This is a genomic window from Streptomyces sp. NPDC018045 (genome assembly GCF_044327445.1).
In the GTDB taxonomy this organism is placed as follows: domain Bacteria; phylum Actinomycetota; class Actinomycetes; order Streptomycetales; family Streptomycetaceae; genus Streptomyces.
On the sequence record NZ_JBIRFL010000017.1, the window covers coordinates 122,581 to 147,808 of the forward strand.

Here is a 25,228-nt window from a genome sequence, read left to right on the forward strand (position 1 = left end):
GAGCGGGCCGTTCAAAAGGTGCGAAAGCGGTTGGGAAAGCGGGAATGCGGGCGCCTTGCCCGGTGTGTGGCCGCTCTGGAAAGGTGCTCTCCGTGGAGAGCGGACAGCCGTTGGCGGCGGTGGCGGGTACGGACGAGGTGCTCCGTCTCGTCCCGGGGTACGAGCGGCTGCTCACCGGCGTGGAGCGGCGGCGCGCCGACGCGTTCCTGACCGCGGGCCCGCGGGCCGACTTCGTCGCCGCGCACGTCCTGGTGCGGCTCTGCGCCGCCCGGCTGCTGGGCCGGCCCGCCCGGACGCTCGTACTGGAACAGCGGTGTCCCGGCTGTGGCTCCGAGGAGCACGGCAGGCCGGGCCTCGCCGGGCTGCCGCGGGTGTACGTGAGCCTGTCGCACACGGCGGGCGTGGTGGCCGCCGCCGCGGGCCACGAGCCGGTGGGCGTCGACGTGGAGCGGCGTACGCTGCCGGAGAGTGTGCGGGGCGCCGCGGGCCGGGTGCTGAGCGCGTCCGAACGGGCGGCGCTGCGCGCACACGCCGCCCCGGACGCGTACTTCCTGCGGCAGTGGGTCCGCAAGGAGTGCTTCGTCAAGCTGGGCCGGGCCACGCTGGGCGGGCTGGCCGCCGTGGACCTCTCGGACCTGCCCGACGTGACCGGCACGGCCAGCACGACCGGCGCGACCGCGGCGCACGACGCGGCCGGCGCAGCCCAGGAGTGCCTGTCCCGCCACGGCGACCTGTACGTGCTCGACCACACGGACGCGCGCCGGGACGCCGTCGCGGCCGTGGTGAGCACGGGCCGCCCCCGCATCGGCGCGGTGGTACCGCACACCGATCCGGCACGTCCCGTGGGCCCGGTGGTCCGGAGCACCTGACCGCCGCCCCTCACGCCAGCAGCTCGGCGAGCCGCCGACGGTTCAGCTTGCCGTTGTCGTTGTGCGGCAGCTCCTCCAGGCGCCGGATGCGGCGCGGCACCATGTGCAGCGGTACGTGCTGCCGCAGCCAGTGGCTGAACTCGTGCGCCCGCATCTCCTTGCCCAGGTAGGCGGCCAGCAGCCGCACCTCGTCCTTGACGGTGACGACCACCACCGCCGCGTCGCTCACCTCGGGGTGGCGCCGCATCGCGGCCTCCACCTCGCCCAGCTCCACCCGGTGGCCCATGATCTTGACCTGGTTGTCCAGCCGGCCGCGGTGCACCAGCCGGCCGTCCTCCCGGCGGACCCGGTCGCCGGTGCGGTACCAGTGGTCGCGGGTGAGCGGCCCGGCGCCGTCGTACGGGACGGCGGGCGCGCCCGGCTCGTACCGGACGAACCGCCCGGTGTTGTCGGCCGGGTCCAGGTAGCCGTCGAAGCGCTGGGCGCCGCGCACGCACAGTTCACCGTCGTCGCAGGGCCGCCCCTCCTCGTCCAGGAGGACGGCTTCCATGTGCGGGTACGGCTGTCCGATGGGCACCGTGCCGTTGGCGCTGCCCGCCGCGGCGGACCCGCCGTCGGCGAGTTCGTGGTCGGTACAGGTGATGGTCAGCTCGGTCGGCCCGTACAGGTTGTGGACACGGCTGCCGGGCGCGACCTCCTGCCAGCGCGCGGTCAGTTGCGCGGTGACCGGCTCCGCGCTGAAGAGGCTGTGGCGCAGCGTGGTGACCTGGCCGAGCGGCAGGTTCCCGTACCGCTCGGCGGTGGTGACCAGCGACGGTACGGAGAACCAGTGGGTGAGCCGGCGGCGCACCACGTAGTCCACCGGGCGGTACAGCTCGTCCTTGTCCGGCACGACGACGGTGGCGCCGGAGCCCCACGCGACGAACAGGTCGTACACGGACGGATCGAAGGTCAGGCCGAAGGTCTGCGACATGCGGCAGCCGGGGCCCGCCTCGTAGCGGGCGATGTTGTACGCCACGTACGGGGAGACGTTGCGGTGGCGGACCGGCACGCCCTTGGGGCGGCCGGTCGAGCCGGAGGTGAACAGCAGGTACGCCTCGCCCTCCGGGTCGCCGGGGTGGGCGGGCAGGGCGTCCGCGGGCGGCTCGGGGAAGCCGGCGCCGTCCGCCGGTACGACGGTCACGGCGGGCCGGAAGTCCGCGGGCAGGCCGGTGAACGTGTCGCGGTGCTCCTCGTCGACGAGGACGGCGCCGACCCCGGCGCGGCGCGCGATGTCGAGGTTGCGGGGCAGCGGGTGGTCGGCGTTGAGGGGGACGGCGGAGGCGCCGAGGCGCTGCACGGCCAGGTACGCCACGTACGCGGCCACCGTCCGGGAGGCGACCAGCGCGATCCGGGCCGGCGGGCGGGCGGGGCCGTCGCCGGCGGGCTGCTCGTCGAGGACGCGGGCCGCCAGGGCCAGCGCCGCGCGGTGCAGTGCGCCGTAGGTCAGGGTCCGCTCGCCCAGTTCGAGGGCCGGTGCGTCCGGCCACCGGCGGGCGGAGGCGGCGAACCACTGGTAGAGGGTGCGGTCTTTCAAGACGGGCTCCACGGGGACGGGCTCGGCGGACAACGGTGAGGAGATCGCGGCGGCGGCGCCGCGCGGGGTGGACGGGCGGCTCACGGTGCGGTCTCCGCCGGGGCGCCGTCCGGCACCCCGGCCCGCTGCCGCTGTGCCGCGCCCATCCGTACGACCGGGCGCGTGACCAGCACGGCCAGCAGCAGCACACCGGCGCCGGCCGCCACGTACGGGACGTTGACCTCCACCAGCTTGGCCGCCGCGCCGCCCGCCAGCGCGCCCAGCGGGATGGTGCCGGTACCGATCAGCCGGTAGACGCCGTTGAGCCGGCCGAGCTGGTCGGGCGGGGTGGTGGCCTGGCGGAAGGAGACGGTCAGCGCCTGGTACACGGCGGCGCCGAGGGCCATGACGGCGAAGCCGGCGGCCGCGACGAGCGGGTGCCGCACCAGGCCGGTCAGCAGCATCGCGACGCCCATCAGGACCATGCCGCCGAGCGCGGCCGGGAAGGTGCCGAACCGGTCGGCCAGCCGCGCGTTGAGCAGCCCGCCGACGATGCCGCCGAGCGCGCCGACGGCCAGGAACCCGCCGAAGGCGGCTTCCGGCAGGCCCAGCCACCGCACGACGTAGAGGACTTCGAGCGTCCCGGTGACGGCCATGAAGAAGTTCAGCGTGCCGAGCATGACGGCGAGGGTGACCAGCAGCCGGTCGGTGCGGAGCAGGCGCACCCCGTCCATGATCATGGTGCGCCAGCGCGGGCCGTCGCCCGGCCCCGTACCGCCGGGTGCGGCCTGGCCGGCGAAGCGCGGCACGGTGCACAGCAGGACCACGCCGAGCAGGAAGGACACCCCGTCGATCAGGAAGGGCAGGCCGGCGCCGGCGACGAAGGCGAGGCTGCCGAGCGGCTGCCCGGCGGAGTCCCGGAAGATCAACTGGGCCACGTGCAGGCGGCCGTTGGCGGCGGCGAGCCGCGCGGTGTCCACGACCATCGGCAAAAACGACTGGGACGCGACGATGTGCACCGTCTCCCCCAGCCCGAGCACCGCCGCCACGGCACACACCACCGGCAGGCTCACCGCCCCGGTGACCACGGTCAGCGCCAGCGCGAGGACCGCGACGGCACGCATCAGGTCCACGCCGATGAGCAGCGCGCGCCGGTCGGCCAGGTCGGCCCAGACGCCCGCCAGCGGCGCGAGCAGCAGGGGCAGCCAGTTGGCGACCGTCACCAGGGAGATCAGCAACGGGTCGGAGGTGAGTGAGACGGCGAGCAGCGGCAGGGCCGTCAGCCGTACGCCGTCGCCCAGCGCGGACACCGCGGTCGAGGCCCACAGCCGACCGAAGGGGCCGAAGCGGCGGCCGGCGGGACGCGGGCCGCCCGGGACCGGCCCCTTCGGCGCCACCGTGGGCCCGTCCACGGCGCCGTCCGTCATGCCCACGGTTTCCCGGTGTCGTCGCCGGACCACAGGTCGGGGCCGGTCGCGGTGAGCGTCGTGGGGGCGGCCTGCCGCCGGGGGACCAGGTGCAGGCGCTGGACGTCCGTGGCGGCGCCGGTGGCCGGCTCTTGGCCGTCCCGGCAGGCGCACGGCTTGGAGTCGAAGCCCGCGAACCGGTACGCGACCTCCATGATCCGGTTGCGTTCGGTGCGCCGGAAGTCGGCCTCCAGGTGCACTCCGGCCCGGGTGGCCTGGTCGGCGATCCAGCGCAGCACCTGCGTTCCGATGCCGAAGTTGACCACCCGGCAGGACGTGGCGAGCAGCTTCAGGCGCCAGGTGCCCGGCCGCCGCTCCAGCAGGGCGACACCGACCGCGCCGTGCGAGCCGAAGCGGTCCTCGACAGTGGTGATCAGCACCTCGTGGTCCGGGTCGGTGAGCAGGGCCCGCAGGTCGGCGTCCGAGTAGTGCACGCCGGTGGCGTTCATCTGGCTGGTGCGCAGCGTCAGTTCCTCGACGCGGGCGAGGTCGTCCCGGCCGGCGCGGGTGATGCGCATCCGCATGTCCAGGGAGCGCAGGAAGTCCTCGTCCGGCCCGTTGAACTCGCTCTGCGCGGCCTCGCGCCGGAACTTCTCCTGGTACATGGCCCGGCGGCGACGGGCGTCGGTGGTGACGGTGGGGGCGAAGTCCGGCAGGTCCGGCAGGCCGGCCACCTCGGGCGCGTCGTAGCAGCGCACGTCCGGCAGATGGTAGGCGACCTCGGCCCGTTCGGTGTGCTGGTCGTCGATGAACGCGATGGTGTCCGGCGCGAAGTTCAACTGCTCCGCGACCGCGCGGACGGCGTCGGACTTGCGGCCCCAGCCGATGTGCGGCAGGACGAAGTACTCGGCGACGCCGAGGCTCTCCAGCCGGGCCCAGGCGTCGTCGTAATCGTTGCGGCTGGCCACCGACTGGAGGATGCCGCGCTCGTCCAGGGCTCGCAGCGTCTTCAGGACGCCGGGCCGCAGGGCCAGTTCGTCGTTCTCCAGCAGGACGCCCTGCCACAGGGTGTTGTCCAGGTCCCAGACCAGGCACTTCACCGCGGGGAGCGCGGCTGTGCGCGCCGCGTCCGGGGTGGCCGTGGTCTGCGCCGTCTCGGTGCCCGCCATGCCGGTCATACCTCCCAGAGGGTCGCGGCCCAGGCCGCGACGGGGCTGTTGTTCAGGACGAGGACGTGGTCGCCGGGGGCCAGTTCGCCGCGGGCCAGCAGCCGGTCCAGGTTGAGCACCACGTCCATGGCGCCGGTGTGTCCGTACGCCTGGAGGTTCTCGGTGCACACGGGGTGGACGGGCAGGCCGAGCAGGGTCTCGTAGAACTGGAAGGCCGACGCGGTGACGTTCTGCATGAGCACGGCGCCGACCTGCCGCCGCTCCACGCCCGCGTCCGCCAGCACCTCTGCGACCAGGCGCTTGAGGTGCTGCTGGCTGTGCAGCGCCAGTTCGAAGCGGTAGCGGTCGGCGGAGCTGACCTCCTCGCGCCACTCGTACCAGGGGGCGTTCCTGTAGTCGACCTGGAGGAGGTCGTGGAACCTGCCGTCGGTGTGCTGGCGGTGGGCGCGCAGCACGGGGCGGCCGCCGCGCACCAGGGTCATGGCGAAGGCGCCGTCGCCGACGACGGTGACCGGGTGGCGCACCCGGTCCAGCGCGACCGGCCGGCTGGCGTGCGCGATCATGACGGACCGCCGGGCGGGGTCGGCGACGAGGAGGTCCCTGGCCAGCCCCCAGGCCGAGCTGGAGCCCGTGCAGCCCAGGCCGTCCAGGACGAAGGAGAAGGCCGAGGTGAGCCCGGCCTCGCTCGCGACCTGGCCGGAGCCGGAGCCGAGCAGCACCTCGGGGGCGCGGGCGCCGACCACCACCAGGACGTCGGGTTCCGGGGCCGCCGGGTCCTTCGCGCGCAGTGCGCGTACGGCCTGGGCCGCGAGCCCCGCGGCCGTCGCCTCGTCGGCGAACCGGCCGACCGTGCGGATCCCGCAGTCGCGCGCGAACCCGGCTTCCTCGCGCGGCAGTCCGGCGATCTCGTCGAGCTTCTCGACGGGTGTCAGCTCGTCGGGCAGGAGGCAGTGCACGGCCCCCACCCCGACGGCCGTGTCCGCGCTGCTGCCCGTGTCCGTCGTCGTCATCCCCGGCCCGTCCGTACGTGGTCCGCGAGGAGCAACTGGCTGATCTCCGTGCTGCCCTCGATGATCTCCATGAGTTTGGCGTCGCGGTAGGCCCGCGCCACCGGGTGGCCGTCGCGTGCCCCGCGGGAGGCCAGCACCTGGACGGCCGTGGCGGCGCCCTTGGTGGCTTCCCGGGAGGCGACGTACTTGGCGACGACGGCCTGGGTGCCCAGCTCCGGCCGGTTCTCGTCCCAGCAGGCGCTGGCGTGCTCACAGCACCGGAGGGCGACCTGTTCGGCGACGGCCAGTTCGGCCAGGTGCCGGGCGACGAGCTGGTGGTCGGCGAGCGGCTTGCCGAACTGTTCACGGGTCCGCGCGTGCGCCGCCGCGCTGTCCACGCACGCGCGCAGGATGCCGGCGCAGCCCCAGGCGACCGAGAGCCGGCCGTAGGTCAGCGCGGCGGTGGCGAGCAGGGCGGCCGGCAGGCCGGCGCCGGACAGCAGGTGGCCGGCCGGTACGCGGACGGCGTCGAGGTGTACGTCGGCGTGGCCGGCGGCCCGGCAGCCCATCGGGTCCGGTACCCGCTCGATCCGTACGCCCGGGGCGTCGGCGGGCACCAGGACGACCGCGGCACCGTCGCCGTAGGTGCCGAAGACCACCAGCAGGCTCGCGTAGGCGGCGCCGGTCACCCAGACCTTGCGGCCGGTGACGTGCACGGTGTCGCCGTCGCGGCGGATCTCGGTGCGCATCGCGGACAGGTCGCTGCCCGCCCCGCTCTCGGAGAACGCGACGCCGGCCGTCTCTCCCCCGGTGAGCCGGGGCAGGAAGGCGCCGCGCTGCACGGCGGTGCCGAAGCGCTGCACGGTCCAGGCGGCCATGCCCTGCGAGGTCATCAGGGACCGCAGGGAGCCGCACAGGGACCCGGCGTGCGCGGTCAGCTCACCGTTGGCGCGGCTGTCCAGGCCCAGGCCGCCGTGGTCCGCGGCGACCTGGGCGCACAGCAGTCCGCGCCGGGACGCCTCCCGTACCGTCTCCGCGGGGATCCGTCCGGTCAGGTCCCACTCCTCGGCGCGGTCGCCGACGAGTTCGCCGAGCGCGGTGCGGGCGTCCGCGGTGGCCTGTGCCGTCACCGCCCCGCCGCTCCTTCGCCGCGCAGCCTCCGGACCAGCGCGGTGATGGCCGGCACGGTACGGAAGTTGTCCAGGGTCAGGTCGTCGCCCTCGACGGTGACCTGGAACTCCTGCTCGACGTGCTGGAGCAGTTCCAGGGAGAACAGCGAGGAGAACGCCCCGGAGGCGAACAGGTCCTGGTCCACGGCCCAGTCGCCGCCGGTGCGGGAACTCAGGAACGCCACCAGGCGCTGCTGGACGTCCTCGGCGCCGGGTCCGGTCGCCGGGCCGGCCTGGTTGTCGACGGTGGTCATGCGCGCGTTCCTCCGTAGGGGTAGAAGCCGTTGCCGGTCTTGTGACCGAAGTCGCCGGCCCGCACCTTGTCCAGGAGCAGGTCGCAGGCGAGGTATCCGTCGTCGCCGGTGCGGTCGTGCAGCACCTTGAGGGTGTCGACGATGTTGTCCAGGCCGATCAGGTCCGCGGTGGCCAGCGGCCCCGTACGGTGCCCGAAGCAGCCGGTGAAGACGCGGTCCACGGACTCGGCGGTGGCGCGGCCCTCGGCGACCAGCCGGGCCGCGTCGTTGATCACCCGCATCAGGATGCGGTTGGAGACGAAGCCGGGGCCGTCGCCGACGACGATCGCCTCCCGGTCCAGGGCGGTCAGCAGCCGCTCCAGCGCCGCCATCGCCGCGTCGCCGGTGCGCGGTCCGCGGATCACCTCGACGGCCCTGATCAGGTAGGGCGGGTTCATGAAGTGGGTGCCGACGACATCGTGCGGGTGCTGGGTGTAGCCGGCCAGTTCGTCGACCGGTACGGCCGAGGTGTTGGACGCGATCAGGGTGCCGGGGCGGACCGCCGATGAGATGTCCCCCAGCGCCTTGACCTTGGCGTCGGTGGTCTCGGTGACCGCCTCGATGACGGCCGCCGCGGTGTCGAGCTGCTCGTACGAGGTGCTCAGCGCCAGCTCGCCGTCCGGCCCCTTGGGCAGCTTGCCCAGCATCCTGGCGTGCCGCAGTTGCTGGCGCACCGTGCCGAGGGCGCGTTCGAGCTGCCCCTCGGACACGTCGATCAGCAGCACCTGAAGGCCGCGGCCCACGGCGAGTGTGGCCAGCGCGGTGCCCATGACCCCGGCACCGACGACGGCCAGCCGGCCGTCGCCCCATCCGTCGTCCATCGTCGTCCCGTCTGTCGTCGCGTCGGTGGTCACTGGGTCAGGCGCCTTCCGTCACATCGGTCAACAAGGCCGCGAAGGCGGGGTGGCCGGCGAGGTGGCGCAGGGCCTGCAGGGCCCGTTCGCCGTCCAGGCGGGGGTCCAGGCCGCGCTCGCGCAGCCACGGCCCCCACAGCCGGCCTTCCACGTCCACCCGCGGCGTGTCCAGGTCGTGGGTCTCGTACAGCGCCATGGTCGACAGCACCGGGTCGCCGGTCTCCAGCGCCCGCCGGCCCACCAGGCGCGCCCACTCCGCGACCGGTACGCCACGGGTCGGTGCCCCGAGTGCGCCCAGTTCGGCGAAGAGGGCGGCGAAGGTGGTGGGCCGCTCGCCGACCAGGTGGTAGGCGCGGCCCGCCGAGCCGGGCTCCTGGCCGAGCTGGACGACGGCGCGGGCGACCAGGTCAATGGGCGCCACCGGCAGCGGCATGTCGTCCGCCGGGTGGGCGCCGACGGCCAGGCACGCGGCGACCAGCCGCCAGAGCATGTCCAGGTCGTTGCAGGCGCCGGTGGTGGTGTCGCCGCCGATCAGGCCGGGGCGGAAGACCCGGACCCGCATCCCGTCCCGCTCGGCCTGGTCCAGGAGGCGTTCGCTGACCCACTTGGAGATGCCGTAGCCGCCGGCCTCCGGATCCAGGGGCTGTTCCCGGCGCTCCAGCATCCGGCCCTCGGAGCCGAGGGCCTGGCCGCAGGCGGCGAGGGTGGAGATGTAGCTGATGTCCCTGATGCCGTGGCGGCGCATCCAGCCGAGGAGGTGGTACGTGGCCAGGGTGTTGGCCGGGCGCAGGACCTCGTACGGCTCGGTGAAGACGACGTGGGCGCCGCAGTGCACGACGTGGCCGGTGCGGCGGGCCAGTTCGCCGTCGCGGAAGGTCTCGCAGACCTCGGCGACGTCCCGCAGGTCGCCGGGGACGATGTGCACGCGGGCCGGGTCGGGCTCGGGGAGCCGGAAGCGGGCGGCGGCCTCGCGCAGGCGCCGGCGGCCGTGCTCCTCGTCGTCGGCGCGGACCAGGCAGTAGACGCCGCTGTCGCGGTGGCCGGGGTCCTGGAGGAGTTCGTGCAGCAGGAAGGCGCCGACGAAGCCGGTGGCACCGGTGAGCAGCACGTCGGTTCCGGCCGGGGTGTCGCGCGGTGCCAGGGGCGGGAGTTCGAGGGCCAGGTCGGCGTCGATGAGGGCGGCGTCGGCGGGGTGCGTACCGGCGGCCTGCCCGGACGCGGGGAGCTGCGCGCCGTCCCCGGTGTCCGTACGGCCGGACGCGCCCCGGACCGCCTCGGCGACGCGGGCGACGGTGGCCCGGCTGCCGCCGGCGCGGTGGAGGTTGAGCAGGGTGCCGTACCGCTCCTGCACCTCCAGCGTCATCCGCAGGCCGAGCAGGGACGTGCCGCCGAGGGCGCCGAACTCGTCGTGCGGTCCGATGCCGTCGATGCCGAACAGTTCCTCCCAGAGGGCGACCAGCTCGCCTTCGAGCCCGGTGGGGCCGGCGGCGGGGGTGTTCGCCGCGGTCCGGGCGGCGGGCTCTACGGCGGCGCTGCCCGGCACCGTGAACACCGATTCGTCCAGCGCCGAGCAGTGGCGCCGGGTGAACGGGTAGGTGGGCAGGGTGACGCGGCGGCCCGTCCCGTCGTCGAGCGCCCGGGCGTCCACCGGGACGCCGTGCAGCCAGGCGTCCGCGAGCGCGGCGGCGATCCGCTCGTCCGGGGCCGCGTGGTCCTCGGCCGGGCCGACGGGCAGCACATGCCGGCCGGGTCCGCTCTCGCCGTCGCCGACGATCAGCAGGTAGGTGTCGGCGGGCAGCGCGGCGGGCACGGTGTCGTGCTGTTCGGTACGGCTGCCCAGGGCCGCCAGCAGCGCCCTGCGGAGCTCCGCGGCACGCTCGCCGGTCGCCGTGACGGCCAGGACGGGGCGCCGGGTGCCGGTGCGGACCGTCCGGGCGGCGGGCGGCCGGGGCAGGCGCAGGGCGGCGGCCAGCCGGTCGGGGGCCGCGGTGACCACCCGGCGTTCGGCGAAGTCCTGCCGTCCGACACGCAGGGTGTGGGCGATGTCCCCGGCGGCGGCGCGGTCCTGGTCGATCTCGTCGGCCAGGTCGCGGGAGAGCGCGTCGAGTTCGGTTCGGGTCCGGGCGGAGAGCTGGAGCCGTACGACGGGCCGGTCGGGCGCGCCGGGGCGCACCGGGTCCGGCGGCGGGGCGAGGACGACGGAGGCGTTGGCGCCGCCCAGGCCCATCGAGTTCACCAGCACCCGGCGGCCGGCGTCGGTGCACCGTTCCAGCTCGGTGGGGACGCGGAAGGGGCTGTCGGCGAGGACGCCGGGGTCCCGGGCGTGCTCGAACATCGGGTGCGGCACCAGATGGCCGGTGCGGACGACGTGGATCGCCTTGATCAGTCCGGCGATGCCGGCGGCCGACCCGGCGTGCCCGATGTTCGCCTTGACCGTGCCGAGCGCGCAGTGGTTGCGGTCGGACGGGCGGGCGCCGGCCGCGCGCAGGCCGTCGATGAGGCCGCGCAGTTCGACCTGGTCGCCCAGGGGCGTGCCGGAGCCGTGTGCCTCGGTGTACCGCAGGTCCGCCGGGTCGGTGCCGGCCACCGTGAGCGCGGCGGCGACGACCGAGGCCAGGCCGTCGGGGCTGGGCGCGGTGAAGCCGGGCCGGTGGGCGCCGTCGTTGCCGACCGCGCTGCCGCCGATCACCGCGAGGACCGGGTCGCCGTCGGCGAGCGCGTCGGCGAGGCGGCGCAGCACCACGACGCCGATGCCGGAGCCCGCGCCGGTGCCGGTGGAGCGGATGTCGAAGGCACGGCAGTAGCCGTCCTCGGAGAGCACCCCGCCGGGCTGGTACCGGTAGCCGACGGACGGGTAGGACAGTCCGCTGCCGCCCGCCAGGGCGATGTCGCACTCCTCCGACAGCAGGCTCAGCACCGCGTAGTGCACGGCGGTCAGCGAGGAGGAGCAGGCGGTCTGTACGGCCATGGACGGGCCGCGCAGGCCGAGCTTGTACGAGACCCGGGGCGCCATGAAGTCGACGCCGCCGCCGAGTTGGAGGTTCAGGTCGTCGAAGGCGGCGGGGCCTTCCGTCCGGGCGCGGGCGTACTGGAGCAGGGTGTTGTACGTGCTGTTGCTCGCCCCGGCGAAAACGCCGATCTGCGGTCCGTGCGCACCGTTCGGCAGGTGGCCGGCCCGCTCCAGGCCCTCCCGGCACGCCTCCAGGAAGAGGCGCTGCTGCGGGTCGATGAGTTCGGCCTCGACGGGGGTGTAGCCGAAGAACTCGGCGGCGAACAGCTCCGGGTCCTCGATCCGGCCGGAGCGGGCGACGAAGCCCGGCGCGGCGGCCGTCTCCGCCGGCACGCCGCAGCGGCGCAGCTCCTCACCGGGGATGTCCCGGAGCGATACCACGCCCTTGTCGAGGTTGCCCCAGAACTCCTCCGGGGTCGCGGCCTCCGGGAACCGGCAGCCGACGCCCACCACCGCTACGGCGGTCTCGCTGTTCATCGCGCGGCGGACCCTTCCGGCTGCTGCGGTTCGGCGGCCGGGACGGCGACGGGCTCCGTACGGCCGCGCCGGGCGCTGCCGAGCAGCCGGCCGCGGCCGGCCGGGGCCGCCGCGGGGGCCGGTGCCTCGGGCTCGTACGACGGGTCCAGCAGCCGGGCCTGGGCGCGCACCGTGTCGTGCCGGAACAGCTCGGCGACCTCCAGCTCGCGGCCGGTCCGGTCGGACAGCTCGTCGCTGAGCATCACCAGCAGCATGGAGTTGCCGCCCGCTTCGAAGAAGCCGGTGTCCAGGGGCGCCTCGTCGACGCCGAGGACGTCCTGCCACGCCTGGCGGACGAGCGGGAGCGGGTCCGCGGGTATGGACGCGTTGTCTTCGGGGTCTTCGGGGCCTTCGGGGCCTTCGGGGTCTTCGGGGTGCGCCACGGGGGCCTCCGGGAGGGTTTCGGGTTCAGACACGCCGCGCCGCCGCGGTGTCGAAGAATGCGCGGGACCGGGCCATCGCCCGGCCGACCTTGTCGTAGGCGTTCTCCGGGTCGGAGAACGGGCCGACCTCGACGCCGATCCAGCCGGCGTCGACGGCGAGGAGCTGTTCGGTGAAGGCGGCCATGTCCGCGACGCCCTCACCCGGCACCAGGTGCTCGTGATACGTGCCGTTGGAGTCGGAGTAGTCGACGCTGTTGACCCGGCCGGAGAGCCGTCCCACCTCGGAGGCGGCCACACCGGCGACGACGAGGTGGGAGACGTCGACGTTGGCCTGGAGGGCCGGGGAGCCGACGTCGTCCAGCAGCCGTACGAGGTCGTCGACGTCGGTGACGAGCGAGGTGTCCATCGGCTCCGGCTTGACGCTGAGCGCGATGCCGCGGGCCTCGGCGTGGTCGGCGAGCCGGCGGACCGAGTCGGCCAGCATCCGCCACTGCGCCTCCTCGGGCCACATGGCGCGCCAGAACCAGTCCCCGAGGAGCAGTTTCATCACCTCGCCGCCGAGTTCCCGGGTGAGGTCGACATGCGCCTCGGCGCGCTTGAGGTGGAACTCCCGTACGACGTCGCGGAAATCACTGAGGCCGAAAGCGTGGCAGGCCGTCAGGCTGATCGGCAGGCCCACCGCGTCCGCGTCGTCCCGGAATCGCAGCAGCCGTTCCGGCTCCAGTCCCATCGCCTCTTCGACGATGCAGATCCATTCGGCGCCCAGTTCGGCGGCGGCCCGCCACGCGTCCTTGCCCTGGTACGGGGAACCGTAGAACGCCTGGTCCACCAGGAGTCCGAGACTTGGGTGACTGGTCATGGGTGGTTCCGCTCCTCATCGGTACGCGTACCGGCCGCGGGCCGGGTGAACTTCGGTCTTCTCGCGGGTCTTCTCGCGCGGAAAGGCCCCGGCGCGGCATTCCGTTGTCCGCGGGGACGGTGGTGCCGTGGCGGGCACGCCGTGCGGGCGCGGCGCGTTCTGCCGCGCCGCACGCCGGTGCGTGGGCCGGCCGGCGCCGTTTCCGGCGGGGCACGGTCCGCTCACGGGTGGTGGGTCGGCTGTCGGTGATCCGGTGGGAGAAGGACCGGTCCGGGGTCCGCTACGAGGCGGTGGCCGCCGGGCGGCGTGCTGGTGCGGTGCGGCGGCCGGCTGCACACCGGATCGCGCCGTCCAAGCGGGCGTCGGTGCTCGTCACCGCGTCCGCTCTCTCGTTGATTGCCATCATTCGCGCCCCCGTCGGCCAACGATCCTGACGACCTGTTCCGGCCCTGTCGAACACCGGGATGCTAGCACGCGTCCTGGCGCGCACTCTATGGCGAAATGTCACCCGATGCCGTTGTGTCCGGCTACGTAACCGCAGGTCAGAGTGGGTAGTTGGACGAAGCAACCGAAAGCGGGACCGGGCGGTCCGAACGGGCCGGGCGGGGCCGCGCGGGCGGCGTGGACAGCGCGGCGGCGCACGCCCGGCGGACACGGCGCGGGGGCCGTCCGGGCGCGGGCGGCACCCGTTCACGACTGGTGCGAACCGGCCACCGGGCGCGCCCCGCGCCCCTGTCCCGCGGCCTGCCCGAAGTGCCGATTCCGTTCCCGCGGCGGGCCCGAAGACGGTTGCGCGGCGGATCACGGCTGGAGTTAACTGGTCCCGTCGAACGGGGGCTTTCAAAGGGGGCCGGACGCCATGTCCGGGCCGCCGTCCTGCCGGTGCGAGCGCATGCCGCGGCCCGGCACCGCCGTTCCTCTCTTCGCGGCCCGTCCGCCGCATTCCACGCCGCCGACCCGAAGCCCACCGGCCTTTTGCGGAAGCGGCTCACCACGGAGGAGACGTCATTCATGTCACGGGGAACCGCTGTGCCGCGCCGCGCGCGCGAGGAATACGAACGCGGCGGATGGCTGGCCGTGCCGGACCGGCTCGGCGCGGACGCGCTGGAAAAGCTGCGGGACAGCATCGCGGCGATTTCCCGCACCGCCCGGCCCGAAGTGGTGCGGGAGGCGGGCAGTGACACGGTACGGGCCCTGCACGGCTGCCACGGCTACGACGACGTGTGCGCGCAGCTCGTACGCCACCCCCTGCTGCTGGACCTGGCCGAGGAACTGGTCGGCGACCGGGTGTACGTGTACCAGTTCAAGGTGAACATCAAGAGTCCGCGCGAGGGCCGGCGGTGGCCCTGGCACCAGGACTTCGCTTTCTGGGCGCACGAGGACGGCATGCCGGCGGCGGACGCGGTGAACATCGCGGTCAACCTGGACGACGTGCACGAGCACAACGGCCCGCTGACGGTCCTCACCGGCTCGCACCGGCTCGGCCTGATCGAGGCGCCGGAGGCGGCCCGGGCGGTCACCGGCCGCGACTGGCACGAGCACGTGTCGGCGCGGCTGACGCACACCGTGCCCGACGAGCGGGTGCGCGAACTCGCCGCGGACTTCGAGCCGGTGCGGATGACCGGCCCGGCGGGCACGATCACCGCCTTCCATCCGAGCATCGTGCACTCGTCCACCGACAACCTCTCGGACGACCGGCGCGCGGTGCTGCTGATCACGTACAACTCGGTGCGCAACGCGCCGGCCCGGCCGAGCCGCCCGGACTTCCTGGTCGGCCGGGACACCACGCCGGTGGAGCGCCTGGCCGGCGCCCTGGCGTAACCGGGAGCCGGACGCGCGGCGAAGGCCCGCACCGGGCGCGGTGCGGGCCTCCGGGCGTCGGGCCTTCCGGCGTCCGGGCGTTCGGGCGTTCGGCCTTGGGGCCTTCGGCGCTCAGCGCGTGGCAGACCGGCCGAGGGGCTGCCCGTCCGCCAGGTCCGGCACCGAGCGCAGCAGACCGAGGAAGGCGTCGAGGTGCCCGGCCAGTTGCGTACGGTCGTACAGCGCGTCGTTGCCGTCGAAGGAGACCTGGAGGCCCTGGCCGTCCAGCCGGTCGTACACGTTGACGGTCAGGTCCTCGACGGGCCCCGCCGCCAGGTTGTGGACCGTGGCCGGGTGGCCCGCGTAGCCGCTGCCGAAGCCGAAGGACATGATGTTCACGTCGGGGCCGAACTGCTTTCGGCCCTCGGGGAGTCCGGGCAGTTCCCGCACCAGCCGCTCCTGCGGGTAGCGCTGGTGCGCGACGGCTTCCGCCAGGCGTACCGAGACCTCGGCGACGACCTCGGCGAAGGTGCGCTCCGGTGTCACCGTGACGCGCAGCGGCACGGTGTTGGTCAGCATGGCCGGTACGCGGCGCAGCAGCGGGGCGGTGCGTCCGGTGACCGGCAGGCCCAGCACCACGTCGCGCACGCCCGTCGCGCGGTGCAGCAGCACGGCGACGGCGGCCAGGACGATCTCGGGCCAGGTCACCTCCAGGCGCCGGGCCGCGGCGCGCAGGGCGGCCACGTCGCCGGGGCCGAGGTGGCCGCTGTGCCGTACGTACGAACGGGTGCGCGGCGGGCGCCGGTCCGTGAGGCTCGCGACCTCGGTCTGGTCCGCCATCCGCGCGAGCCAGTACCGGCGGTCCGCCGCGCACTCCGGCGACTGCTGATAGGCGCTGTCCGCCGCGACGGCCTCGGCGAGCGTGCCGGGCGGGCGGGGGCGGCGCGGGCGCCCGGTGGCCAGGGAGGTGTAGACGTCGGCGACGTGCGCGGCGATCAGCGAGAGCCCGAAGCCGTCCACGACCACATGGTGGGCGGCGCGGTACCAGAAGTACCGCGCCGGGCCGGCCTTGAACAGCGCCCAGGTGAACAGCGGCCCGGTGGCGAGGTCGTACTCCTTGGCCAGGTCCCGGCGCATCCAGCGCTCGGCGGCGGCGCGCGGGTCCGGTGCGGTACTGACGTCCTCGTAATGCAGGGGTACGTCCACCGCGTCGTCGATGTCCTGGCAGAGCCCTTCCTCGCCGAGGCCGAAGCGGGCGCGCAGGGCCGGGGTCGCGGCCACCACCTCGCGCAGCGCCGCCCCGAAGAGCGCGGGGTCGACGGGGCCTTCGATGGCGCAGTACTCGGCGATGTTGAAGGAGCGGTCGGCCGCGTCGAGTTGCTGGGCGACCCAGACGCCGGTCTGGGCCGCGGTCAGCGCCAGCCGTGCGGTCATCCGGCGACCCGCAGCTCGCCGACGAACGCCACGACGCTGTCGAGGCTGTGGAACTTCTCGGCGAGCGGGGCGTCGCCGGGCAGGACGATGCCGTACCGCTTTTCGATGAAGGCGCCGAGCTGGGCCACGGAGAGCGAATCGAGAATCCCCCATTCCAGCAGCGGGGTGTCGGCTTCGACCGCACCCTGGCCCTTGAGGACATTCTCCTCGATGAATCCCTTGACAGCGTCAAAGGTCTCGCTATCCTTCACTTATCTCCCCCATAGTTGATGTCAGGTTTCCCTCGGCATTCCCGCCGCATTCTCCCGCCGATCGGCTTCGCGCGCCACACCTGACGGTAAATCACGCTACTGTTCTGCCGGGTTGACTGTCAAGGAACTTGATGCATTCCGGACGGGCCGGACAAGGAAGACATGGAGACCCGACTGTGAAACTGCACCAGCTCGTCCGGGCGGCGGCCCGACGGACTCCGGACGCCCTGGCCGTCACCGGTCCGGACGGGTCGGCGAATTACGCACAACTGGACGCCTGGGCGGACGGACTGGCCCGCGAACTCGCCGCCCGGGGGGTGCGCGCGGGCGACCGGATCGGCATCTGGCTCGACAAGTCGGTGGCGGCCGTCGCCCTCATGGAGGCCACCTTGCGGCTGGGCGCCGCGTATGTGCCGCTCGACCCGCAGGCGCCGCCGGCGCGGGTGGCCAAACTCGTCGGGGACTTCACTCCGGCCCTGGTGGCGGCCCCCGCGCAGCGGGCCGCCACGCTGGCGGAACACGGCGTCACCGCCCCGGTGCTGACCGCCTGGCCCGACGGCGTCGACTGGGGTCGGCTGCCCGCCGGGCCGGTGCGGCCCGGCCCGGCCGTGCCGGAGCCCGACATCACCGACGACGACCTCGCCTTCATCCTCTACACGTCCGGATCCACCGGCGAGCCCAAGGGCGTGTGCCACAGCCACAACAGCGCCTGGGCGTGGGTCGAATGGGCCGCGGAAGCGGAGGGCGCGACGGCCGCCGACCGCCATTCCAATCACGCGCCTTTTCATTTCGACATGACGGTGATCGACGTTTACGTCCCGTTCTCCGTCGGCGGTTCCGTGCATCTCGTACCGCCGGAGACGGCATACCACGCGAAAGCGCTGGTGCGGTTCCTGCTCGACCACGAAATCACCGTCTGGTATTCGGTGCCCGCGGCCCTGATGCTGATGATGCGGCACGGCGGCCTGCTGGAAACCGACGTGCCGTCGCTGCGCTGTCTGCTGTTCGCCGGGGAGTCCTTTCCGATCGGCCCGCTGCGGCAGCTCCGGCGGCATTTCCCGGACCGCCGGTTCATGAATCTCTACGGCCCCACGGAGACCACTGTCTGCACGGCCCACGAAGTCGGCGACATTCCGGACGACCGGCTGCTGCCCGTTCCGATCGGCGGCCCGGTGTGCCAGGACATCGTCGTCGCGGTACGGCCCGACGGGCAGCCGGCCGGGCCCGGCGAGGAGGGCGAGCTGATCGTCACCGGCCCGAGCGTGATGCTCGGCTACTGGGGCCGCCCGCCGGTCACCGACCGGACCTACGCCACCGGGGACATCGCGCTCGTCCTGGAGGACGGCACCTTCCAGTTCGTCGGCCGTCGCGACGCGATGGTCAAGGTCCGCGGCAACCGCGTCGAACTGGGCGAGGTGGAGGCGGTGCTGCAGAGCCATGACGGGGTCGCCGAGGCGGCCGCCGTGGTGCGCGGCACCGGCATCGACGCCGCCGTCGTGGCGTACGTGGTCGCGGCGGACGGTCACGATCCCTCGCTCATCGACCTCAAGCGGCACTGCGCCCGGCAGCTCCCCCGGTACGCGATCATCGAGACCGCGTACCGGCTGCCGTCCCTGCCGCGCAACGCCAACGGCAAGGTCGACCGCCGGGCGCTGACCGAGCGCGCCGCCGCGGAGGCGGACGTCACGCCCGTCCCCGGATAGGGACGGGCGGCGGGCGGGCGGCGGCGCACGGTCACCGCGCCGCCGACCCGGCGCCCAGGCCCAGCGTGCACTGCTCCGCCGGTCCGTACCCCTCCTCCGGCGCCGCGCGGCCGACCTCGGCCGCGCCGTCCCCACCGTCCGTGCCCGCCGCGTACGGGGCGTCCCCGTAGACGCTCCGTACCCACGACTCCTGGTAGACGGTGTCGAGGTAGCGCTCGCCCAGGTCGGGCGAGATGGCCACGGCCGTGCCGGCGGCGCCGGGGCGGTGGGCGGCCAGCCAGCGCCGCGCCCCGGCGACGACCGTCCCGGTGGACCCGCCGAACAGGAACCCGGCGGCGGCCAGTTCGTGGCAGGTCCGCACCGTCTCGGGCTCCGGCACGATCACCACGTCGTCGACCAGGGAGTGGTCGAGCTGCGGCGGCCGGACGCCCGCGCCGAGCCCTGGGATCATGCGCGTGCGCGGCGGCCCGCCGAAGGTCACCGAACCGGCCGCGTCGACCGCGACCACGGTCACCGGGCGCGTCCACTGCCGGAAGTAGCGGGCGCACCCCATCAGGGTGCCAGTGGTGCCCGCGCCGACGAAGAGCACGTCCAGGTCGGGGAACTGCCGGGCGATCGCGGGGGCGGTGGTGTGCTGGTGGGCGAGGGCGTTGTACGGGTTGGTGTACTGGTTCAGCCATACGTACCGGGCGTCGGCGGCGCACAGGTCACGGACGTACCGCAGCCGCGCGCCGAGGTAACCGCCCTCCGCGTCGGGCCGGTCGACCGAGTGCACCTCGGCGCCCATCGCCTCCATCAGCCGCCGGGTGCCGACGTTGCAGCGCGCGTCGGTCACACACAGGAAGCCGTAGCCCCGGTCGGCCGCGATCATGGCGAGGGCCACACCCAGGTTCCCGGACGACGACTCCACCAGGACCGACCCCTCGCGCAGCACACCGGAACGCTCGGCCGCCGCCACCATGGCGGCGGCGGCCTTGAGCTTGACCGAGCCGGCGAAGTTGAAGCCCTCGCACTTCAGGTGCAATGCGGTACCCAGCACCGGGCGCAGATCGACGTACAGGTCGTCGGTGTTGAACTCCTGCGGAGAGGTGATCACCGGCACCGCGGCCACCCCGCCTCACGCATGCCCGCCGCCGGACGGTCCGCCGTCCGCCGCGTCGTGCGGCCGCGCCGGGCCGTCGCCGTAGCGGCTGGTCTCGTGGAAGAAGCCGTCGACGACCTGGAGGGTGCCGTCCGCGGTCACCCGGTCGTAGACGTACTTGCTCACCGCGAGGTCCAGGACGCCCAGCCCGAACGGCGAGAACACCACGGTCCGGCCGGCCGGCGGGCTGACCCGGCCCGCCAGCACGTCGTACAGGGTGCCGTCGATGAAGTCCCGGTTGCCGGTGCGCTGTTCGGCCAGGTGCGGTGAGGTGTCGGCCTTCAGGCAGTGCTCGATGTCGTCGACGATGTTGGCCGACTCCAGGATGATGCCGGGTGCCAGGTCGCGCAGGGACACGTGCAGCACGACGGGGTGGTGGGCGAACCACCCGGCGTCGGTGACGTGCGGGGTGCCCGCGACGGTCGCGAACACCACCAGGTCGCTGGACCGGATCAGGTCCTCGGCCCGCTCGTGCACGGTGACCCGCCCGGTGGCGCCGCTGCGCGCCAAGTACGAGCTGAAGGCGTCGGCGTGCGCCAGGTCGAGGTCGTGCACCCCCACCTCGTCGAAGGACCAGCCCGCGGCGTGCAGGTAGGTGTGGAGGTAGCGGGCGATGAAGCCGGTGCCGAAGAAGCCGACGCGGCGCGGCCGGCCGCGCTCCTTCGTCAGCACGTCGGCGGCGAGGGCGGCGGAGGCCGCGGTGCGCGCGGCGCTGATGACGGAGCTCTCCATGCAGGCGATCGGGTAGCCGGTGGCCTGGTCGTTGAGCACGACGACGGCGGAGGCGCGCGGGATGCCCGCGTCGATGTTCTCCGGGAAGCTGGAGATCCATTTGATGCCGTCGACCTGGCTCCGCCCGCCGATGGAGGCGGGCAGCGCGATGATCCGCGCGGAGGGCCGGTCGGGGAAGCGCAGGAAGTACGACGGCGGGTTGACCGTGTCGCCCTCGCCGTGGACGCGGTAGGCCTCTTCGATCAGCGCGATGACGCGTTCCTCCTGCCCGGTGAGCACCTGGTGCACCTGCGAGCCGGGGACGACGGCGAAGGGGGGAATCCGGACGGTCATGAGGGAGCGTGGCTCCGTTTCTCCGAGGGGGCGAGGGGTCGAGGGGTCGGGAGGAATCGCGAGGCGCGAGATCGCAGGGGGCGCGGGTGCGGCGTCAGGAGTGGGTGGGCGAGCAGTCGGCGAGCCGTACCGGGGTGCCGAGGACCATGCCCACCTCGCGCGGGCCGGTGAAGGGCTCGCGGCTGTGCGCCATGCGGATGTTGTCGACGAGCAGCACGTCACCGGCCTGCCAGGGTTCGCGCAGGGTGGCCGCCTCGTAGACCTCGTTGACGGTCGCCACGGTGTCCGGTTCGACGGGGGTGCCGTCGCCGTACCGGGTGTTGAACGCCAGTCCCTCCCGGCCGAGTTGGCGCACCAGGTAGTCGCGGATGGCCGGTTCCATGGTCCACTCGCTGAGGAACGCGATCTGGTTGAACCAGACCCGGTCGCCGGTCAGCGGATGGCTGATCACCGCGGAGCGGCGCTGGCGGGTGCGCAGGCTGCCGTCCGGCTGCCACGCGAAGTCCATGCCGTTGGCCGCGCAGTACGCCTCGGCCTCGGCGCGGTCCTCGGTGCCGAACGCCTCCGTCCAGCCCACGCCGACCACGCTGCTGTACGAACGGGTCAGCTCCCAGCCCGTCGCCGTGAACCGCTCGGTGATCGCGGCGGGCAGGTCGGCGAGGACCCGGCGGGCGTCGGCGAGTCCGGTGACGCCGCCGGTGGCGGGCGGGGTGAAGCAGCCGATGGCCAGCAGTCGGGGGAACTCCCGTGCGTAGCTCAGCTCGTGGTGCATGCACATGGGCTGGTCCGGTGGCCATTCCAGGGAGGAGAAGACCGGTCCGCCGAGCGGGCGGCGGCGGGCGAACGCCTCCCGCTCGGGGACGGCGGGGCCGGTGAACCGTTCGGTCAGCCGCCCCAGCGCGGTGGCGTCGCGTACGCCCAGGCCGCGGACGAGGACGGCGCCGTGGCGCAGCAGCACGGCTTCCAGCGCCGGGCCGCGCTCGGCGGCCCAGTCGCCGAGGTCGGCGGGCGCGACCGCCGTGTCCACGTGCAGGACCGGCGGCTTGCCGGGGGCCAGTTCGAGGGCGGCCTCCAGGTCCGGGGCCGGGGTGTCCGCGGGGTGCGGTACGGCTTCGGTGGCGGGCGGCTGTGTCATGCGCTGACGTCCTTCTGCTGGTCGTTCTCGTCCATGGCGGCGGCGAGTTCGGACAGGACCGGGAGCCGGACGATGTCCTCCAGCGCCACCGCGTCCCCGATGGCCACGCCCAGTCGCACGGCGGACAGCGAGGTGCCGCCGGACTCGAAGAAGTGCTGGTCGCGGCCGATGCTTTCGACGGGTATCCGCAGCACCTCGGCCCACAGCCGGGCCAGCCGGCGCTCGGTGCCGGTGCGCGGCGCGGCGTCCGGACCGGCGCCGGTCGCGGTGCGGGCCACGGCCAGGTCACCGGCGTGCCGGGCCAGGGCCTTGCGGTCGGTCTTGCCGTTGCCGGTCAGCGGCAGGGCCGGCAGGTGGTGGAAGTGCTGGGGGACCATGTACGCGGGCAGGGCCTCGCCCAGGGACCGGCGGATCTCCGCCTCGTCGAGCGGGAGGTCGGCGGCGTAGCAGGCGACGAGGTGCTTGCCGTGGTCGGGGCTCTCCAGCACCACGACCCCGGCGTCCCGGACGCCGGGCACCCGCAGCAGCCGGTTCTCGATCTCGCCGATCTCTATGCGGAAGCCGCGGATCTTGGTCTGCGCGTCCCGGCGGCCCAGGAACTCCAGGCTGCCGTTCGCCAGCCACCGTCCGATGTCGCCGGAGCGGTAGAGCCGCTCCCCCGGCCGGTGCGGGTCGGTGCCGAACGCGGCGGCGGTGCGCTCGGGGTCGTTGATGTAGCCCCGGCCGACACAGACGCCGGAGAAGACGATCTCCCCGGGCGCGCCCAGCGGCACGGGGTTGAGCCACTCGTCGACGACGTAGACCCGGACGTTGTTGACCGCCGGGCCGAGCGGTACCCGCTCCTGCTCCGGGACCCGGTCCAGCACCTCGTGGTTGGTGTCGTCGGAGGTCTCCGTGAGGCCGTAGGCGTTGACCAGCTTGATGCCGGGGTAGGCGGCGAACCACCGCTGGACCAGTTCCTTCTTCAGCGCCTCGCCGGTCGCCGAGACGCTGCGCAGCCGGCCCAGGGGCCGCGGGTGCTCCTCCAGGTAGGTGAGCATCACCTCCAGGTAGGAGGGCACCACCTGGAGGACCTCCACGTCCCCCTCGACGACGCTGTCCACGTAGCGCCGTACGTCGAGGATCTCCCGCTGCCCGACGATCCGCGTCCGGCCGCCCACCAGCAGGGCGCTGACCAGTTGCCACAGCGAGATGTCGAAGCACTGCGGCGCGGTCTGCGCGACCACCTGCCCCGGCCCGATCTCCAGGTCGTCGATCTTCGCGAAGAGGTGGTTGACCAGGCCCGCGTGCTCGCACATCGCGCCCTTGGGCTCGCCGGTCGAGCCGGAGGTGAAGTAGATGTACGCGAGCCGGCCGGCGGCCACCGGCACGCCGGGGTCGGTGTCGTCGGCGCCGTCCGCCGCCTCGTCGGCCACCTCGGTGACCAGCAGGCGCGCGGTGCCGCCGTGGCCGGTCAGCGCCTCGTCGAGGGAGGCGGTGGCGCCGGGCTCGGTGAGGACGAAGCGGCAGGCGCTGCGGGTGAGCATGGCGTTGACGCGGCCGGCCGGGAAGTGCGGCTCTACGGGCAGGTAGACGCCGCCCGCCTTGAAGACGCCGAGCACCGCGGCCAGCCAGTCGAGGGTGCGTTCGGTGACCACGGCCACCACGTCCTCGGCCGCCAGGCCGCGGCGCAGCAGGGCGTGGGCGACACGGTTGGCCCGGCGGTTGAGGGTGTCGTACGTCCAGGACGTGCCGTCGTGTTCGGCGGCGACGCGGTCGGGGTGGAGCCGTACCCGCTCCTCGAACAGTTCGTGCACGCGCCGGTCGGGCACCGGGCGCGCCGGGCCCGCCAGGCCGTCGATCTGGTGGGCCAGTTCGTCCGCGGACAGCAGGCTCTGCCGGTGGTGGGCGGCGCGCGGGTCGGCGGCCAGGTGCTCCAGGGCGGCCAGGTGGTAGCCGGCGATCCGCTCCGCGTACGGCGGGTCGACGATGTCGCCGCGGCCGTCCAGCCGCAGGTGCAACCCGTTCTCGGGCGTGCCGCCGAAGGCGACGCGCAGCACGAGGTGCGTGCCGGTGTCCGCCGGGTCCTCGGGCCCGGGGCCGGGCGGCCCGGCGGTGTCGCCGAGTGCGGAGAGGTCGCACACGACCTCGTAGCGCTGCCCGGGCTCCCCGGGGTCCGCCGCGCCGTCCGCCGCGCGGTGGGCCGCCAGGACGAGCTGCGCCCAGTCACCGTCCGCCACCGGCACCCGGCACGGCCGGTGCGCGCCACCGCCGCCGGGCGCGGCCCGGCCCGTCAGGACGTCCGTCTCGCCGGTGAGCGCCGCCAGCACCTTGGCGTGCGCCGCGAGCAGGACGGCGCCGACCGGCACACCGAGCCGCCCGGCGAGCCCGGTGAGCGCCGGGGCCAGGCGGTCGGGGACCCGGCAGGTGTACGCGGTGGCGGGTGCGGCGGCCCGCCGTGGCCCGGCGAGCCATCGCGGGATGGCGGAAACGGTCCCGGGCCCGCTGGGGGAGCCGGTGTCTGTCGGTGTGCCCATGTTCTCTGTGCCTTCGCCGGAGGGGTGGTGACCGGGGGCGCCGCCGGTGGCGGGCGCCCCCGTGGCTGGGGTGCTCTGCGGGCGCGCCGTCAGGATCCGGCGGCCGCCATGGCCTCGATCAGGCTCGCCGGGCGCATGTCGGTCCAGTGCTCCTCGACGTAGGCGAGGCAGGCGTCCCGGGTGTCCGCGGTCTTGGCGACGGTCCAGCCGTCGGGGACCTCGATGGACGCGGGCCAGAGGGAGTGCTGCCGCTCGTCGTTGACCAGGACGAGGTAGGTGGCGTCCGGGTTCTCGAACGGGTTGGTCATGTCGGGTCCTCACTTCTATCTCGGTGGGCGGGCGGCGCCGGGAGGGCGCCGCCCGGTCGTGCGTCGTGGGGTCAGGTCCGGTCGGTGGGCCGTGGCATCCGGCGCAGGGCGGGCCGCTTGGCCGCCGGCTTCGGTGCCGCGGCCAGGTGCTCGGCCAGCCCCGCGACGGTCGGCGCCGCGAAAACGGTGCCGATGGCGACCTCCGTGCCCAGCGCGCCGCGGATACGGCTGACGAGGCGGGTGGCGAGCAGCGAGTGCCCGCCCAGGTCGAAGAAGCTGTCGTCGATGGAGACCCGTTCCACGCCCAGCACCTCGGCGAACAGGGCGCAGAGCGTGCTCTCTTGCTCGGTACGGGGCTTGCGGCCGCCGGCCGTGGCGGCGTATTCGGGTACGGGCAGTGCCTTGCGGTCCAGCTTGCCGTTGGGGGTCAGCGGAAGGCGGTCCAGGACCATGACGGCCGACGGCACCATGTACTCCGGCAGCCGCTCCGACAGGCGTGCGCGGGCCGCCTTGACGACCGCGCCGATGCCACGGGCAGCGACCGGAGTGTTCGTCCACGGGCCGCCCGTGGCGGCGGGCACGTACACGCCCGACAGGGCGGCGCCCTCGGCGTCCGCCGGGAGGAGCACCGCATCGAACCGGGCCACCGACCGCGCCGACCACGTCGGAACCACACACAGACCGTGCTGTCGTCCCTGTTCCACCAGCTCCTGCGGATCGACCGGGGCGGACCCGCCGAAGTCCTCCGCGTCCAGCCCGTCCAGCGCCCGCTCGGCCGCCACCTCAGCGGCCAGCCGCGCGCT

21 protein-coding genes are annotated in these 25,228 nt (G+C 74.1%); 3 read left to right on the top strand and 18 right to left on the bottom strand.

Annotated features, from left to right (window positions below; genetic code table 11):
- Window positions 1-92 precede the first annotated feature (92 nt).
- Window positions 93-869 carry a 4'-phosphopantetheinyl transferase family protein gene (locus tag ACH4EB_RS28420; protein ID WP_398350716.1) on the top strand — a complete coding sequence of 259 codons (777 nt, stop codon included), beginning with the start codon at window positions 93-95 and terminating at the stop codon, window positions 867-869.
- A 10-nt stretch (window positions 870-879) separates the two neighbouring features.
- On the opposite strand, the gene ACH4EB_RS28425 is transcribed toward ACH4EB_RS28420, so the two are convergent.
- From ACH4EB_RS28425 to ACH4EB_RS28470, 10 genes are read right to left on the bottom strand one after another with little or no spacing between them, the layout of a single operon-like run.
- Window positions 880-2,529, bottom strand: a complete 1,650-nt coding sequence (locus tag ACH4EB_RS28425; protein ID WP_398350717.1) for an amino acid adenylation domain-containing protein — start codon at window positions 2,527-2,529, stop codon at window positions 880-882.
- Window positions 2,526-3,851 carry an MFS transporter gene (locus ACH4EB_RS28430; protein WP_398350719.1) on the bottom strand — a complete coding sequence of 442 codons (1,326 nt, stop codon included), beginning with the start codon at window positions 3,849-3,851 and terminating at the stop codon, window positions 2,526-2,528. Before ACH4EB_RS28430 ends, ACH4EB_RS28425 begins: the two co-directional genes overlap by 4 nt.
- A complete protein-coding gene (locus ACH4EB_RS28435) occupies window positions 3,848-5,008 on the bottom strand; it encodes an HAD-IIIC family phosphatase (protein WP_398350720.1) in 1,161 nt (386 codons plus the stop codon). Before ACH4EB_RS28435 ends, ACH4EB_RS28430 begins: the two co-directional genes overlap by 4 nt.
- Window positions 5,005-6,009, bottom strand: a complete 1,005-nt coding sequence (locus ACH4EB_RS28440; protein WP_398350721.1) for a 3-oxoacyl-[acyl-carrier-protein] synthase III C-terminal domain-containing protein — start codon at window positions 6,007-6,009, stop codon at window positions 5,005-5,007. The genes ACH4EB_RS28435 and ACH4EB_RS28440 overlap by 4 nt, the downstream gene beginning before the upstream one ends.
- On the bottom strand, window positions 6,006-7,118 hold the full coding sequence (locus ACH4EB_RS28445) for an acyl-CoA dehydrogenase family protein (protein ID WP_398350722.1): 1,113 nt from the start codon (window positions 7,116-7,118) through the stop codon (window positions 6,006-6,008). Before ACH4EB_RS28445 ends, ACH4EB_RS28440 begins: the two co-directional genes overlap by 4 nt.
- Complete coding sequence (locus ACH4EB_RS28450; protein WP_398350723.1) at window positions 7,115-7,411, bottom strand: acyl carrier protein; 297 nt, start codon at window positions 7,409-7,411, stop codon at window positions 7,115-7,117. Before ACH4EB_RS28450 ends, ACH4EB_RS28445 begins: the two co-directional genes overlap by 4 nt.
- Entirely contained in the window at window positions 7,408-8,271 is an 864-nt protein-coding gene (locus ACH4EB_RS28455; RefSeq protein ID WP_398350755.1) for a 3-hydroxyacyl-CoA dehydrogenase family protein, read from the bottom strand. The genes ACH4EB_RS28450 and ACH4EB_RS28455 overlap by 4 nt, the downstream gene beginning before the upstream one ends.
- Window positions 8,272-8,308: 37 nt before the next feature.
- Entirely contained in the window at window positions 8,309-11,791 is a 3,483-nt protein-coding gene (locus tag ACH4EB_RS28460; RefSeq protein WP_398350724.1) for a thioester reductase domain-containing protein, read from the bottom strand.
- Window positions 11,788-12,213 carry an acyl carrier protein gene (locus ACH4EB_RS28465; RefSeq protein ID WP_398350726.1) on the bottom strand — a complete coding sequence of 142 codons (426 nt, stop codon included), beginning with the start codon at window positions 12,211-12,213 and terminating at the stop codon, window positions 11,788-11,790. The genes ACH4EB_RS28460 and ACH4EB_RS28465 overlap by 4 nt, the downstream gene beginning before the upstream one ends.
- A 25-nt stretch (window positions 12,214-12,238) precedes the next feature.
- Window positions 12,239-13,072, bottom strand: coding sequence for a sugar phosphate isomerase/epimerase family protein (locus tag ACH4EB_RS28470; RefSeq protein ID WP_398350728.1), 834 nt, complete (start codon window positions 13,070-13,072; stop codon window positions 12,239-12,241).
- Window positions 13,073-14,083: 1,011 nt separating this feature from the next.
- Here ACH4EB_RS28470 and ACH4EB_RS28475 point away from each other — a divergent pair.
- Window positions 14,084-14,893: a phytanoyl-CoA dioxygenase family protein gene (locus tag ACH4EB_RS28475; protein ID WP_398350730.1), complete on the top strand. Its 810-nt coding sequence runs from the start codon at window positions 14,084-14,086 to the stop codon at window positions 14,891-14,893.
- Between the two features lie 111 nt (window positions 14,894-15,004).
- On the opposite strand, the gene ACH4EB_RS28480 is transcribed toward ACH4EB_RS28475, so the two are convergent.
- Window positions 15,005-16,306, bottom strand: a complete 1,302-nt coding sequence (locus tag ACH4EB_RS28480) for a condensation domain-containing protein (RefSeq protein ID WP_398350732.1) — start codon at window positions 16,304-16,306, stop codon at window positions 15,005-15,007.
- Window positions 16,303-16,557, bottom strand: a complete 255-nt coding sequence (locus ACH4EB_RS28485) for an acyl carrier protein (protein WP_398350733.1) — start codon at window positions 16,555-16,557, stop codon at window positions 16,303-16,305. The genes ACH4EB_RS28480 and ACH4EB_RS28485 overlap by 4 nt, the downstream gene beginning before the upstream one ends.
- A 176-nt stretch (window positions 16,558-16,733) precedes the next feature.
- Between ACH4EB_RS28485 and ACH4EB_RS28490 the strand changes: the two genes are divergently transcribed.
- On the top strand, window positions 16,734-18,260 hold the full coding sequence (locus tag ACH4EB_RS28490; RefSeq protein ID WP_398350735.1) for an amino acid adenylation domain-containing protein: 1,527 nt from the start codon (window positions 16,734-16,736) through the stop codon (window positions 18,258-18,260).
- Between the two features lie 31 nt (window positions 18,261-18,291).
- Here ACH4EB_RS28490 and sbnA read toward each other — a convergent pair whose 3' ends face one another.
- The 6 genes from sbnA to ACH4EB_RS28520 all read right to left on the bottom strand — a co-directional run.
- Complete coding sequence (gene sbnA / locus ACH4EB_RS28495) at window positions 18,292-19,362, bottom strand: 2,3-diaminopropionate biosynthesis protein SbnA (RefSeq protein ID WP_398350737.1); 1,071 nt, start codon at window positions 19,360-19,362, stop codon at window positions 18,292-18,294.
- 15 nt (window positions 19,363-19,377) lie between these two features.
- The gene (gene sbnB, locus ACH4EB_RS28500; protein WP_398350738.1) at window positions 19,378-20,466 is read right to left on the bottom strand and encodes a 2,3-diaminopropionate biosynthesis protein SbnB; all 1,089 of its coding nucleotides are present in this window, start codon (window positions 20,464-20,466) and stop codon (window positions 19,378-19,380) included.
- A 94-nt stretch (window positions 20,467-20,560) separates the two neighbouring features.
- On the bottom strand, window positions 20,561-21,601 hold the full coding sequence (locus tag ACH4EB_RS28505) for a TauD/TfdA family dioxygenase (RefSeq protein ID WP_398350740.1): 1,041 nt from the start codon (window positions 21,599-21,601) through the stop codon (window positions 20,561-20,563).
- A complete protein-coding gene (locus ACH4EB_RS28510) occupies window positions 21,598-24,117 on the bottom strand; it encodes an amino acid adenylation domain-containing protein (RefSeq protein WP_398350741.1) in 2,520 nt (839 codons plus the stop codon). Before ACH4EB_RS28510 ends, ACH4EB_RS28505 begins: the two co-directional genes overlap by 4 nt.
- A gap of 89 nt (window positions 24,118-24,206) precedes the next feature.
- On the bottom strand, window positions 24,207-24,425 hold the full coding sequence (locus tag ACH4EB_RS28515; RefSeq protein ID WP_398350742.1) for an MbtH family protein: 219 nt from the start codon (window positions 24,423-24,425) through the stop codon (window positions 24,207-24,209).
- A 71-nt stretch (window positions 24,426-24,496) separates the two neighbouring features.
- On the bottom strand, window positions 24,497-25,228 hold a 732-nt coding region (locus tag ACH4EB_RS28520), incomplete at its 5' end, for a phosphopantetheine-binding protein (protein WP_398350744.1).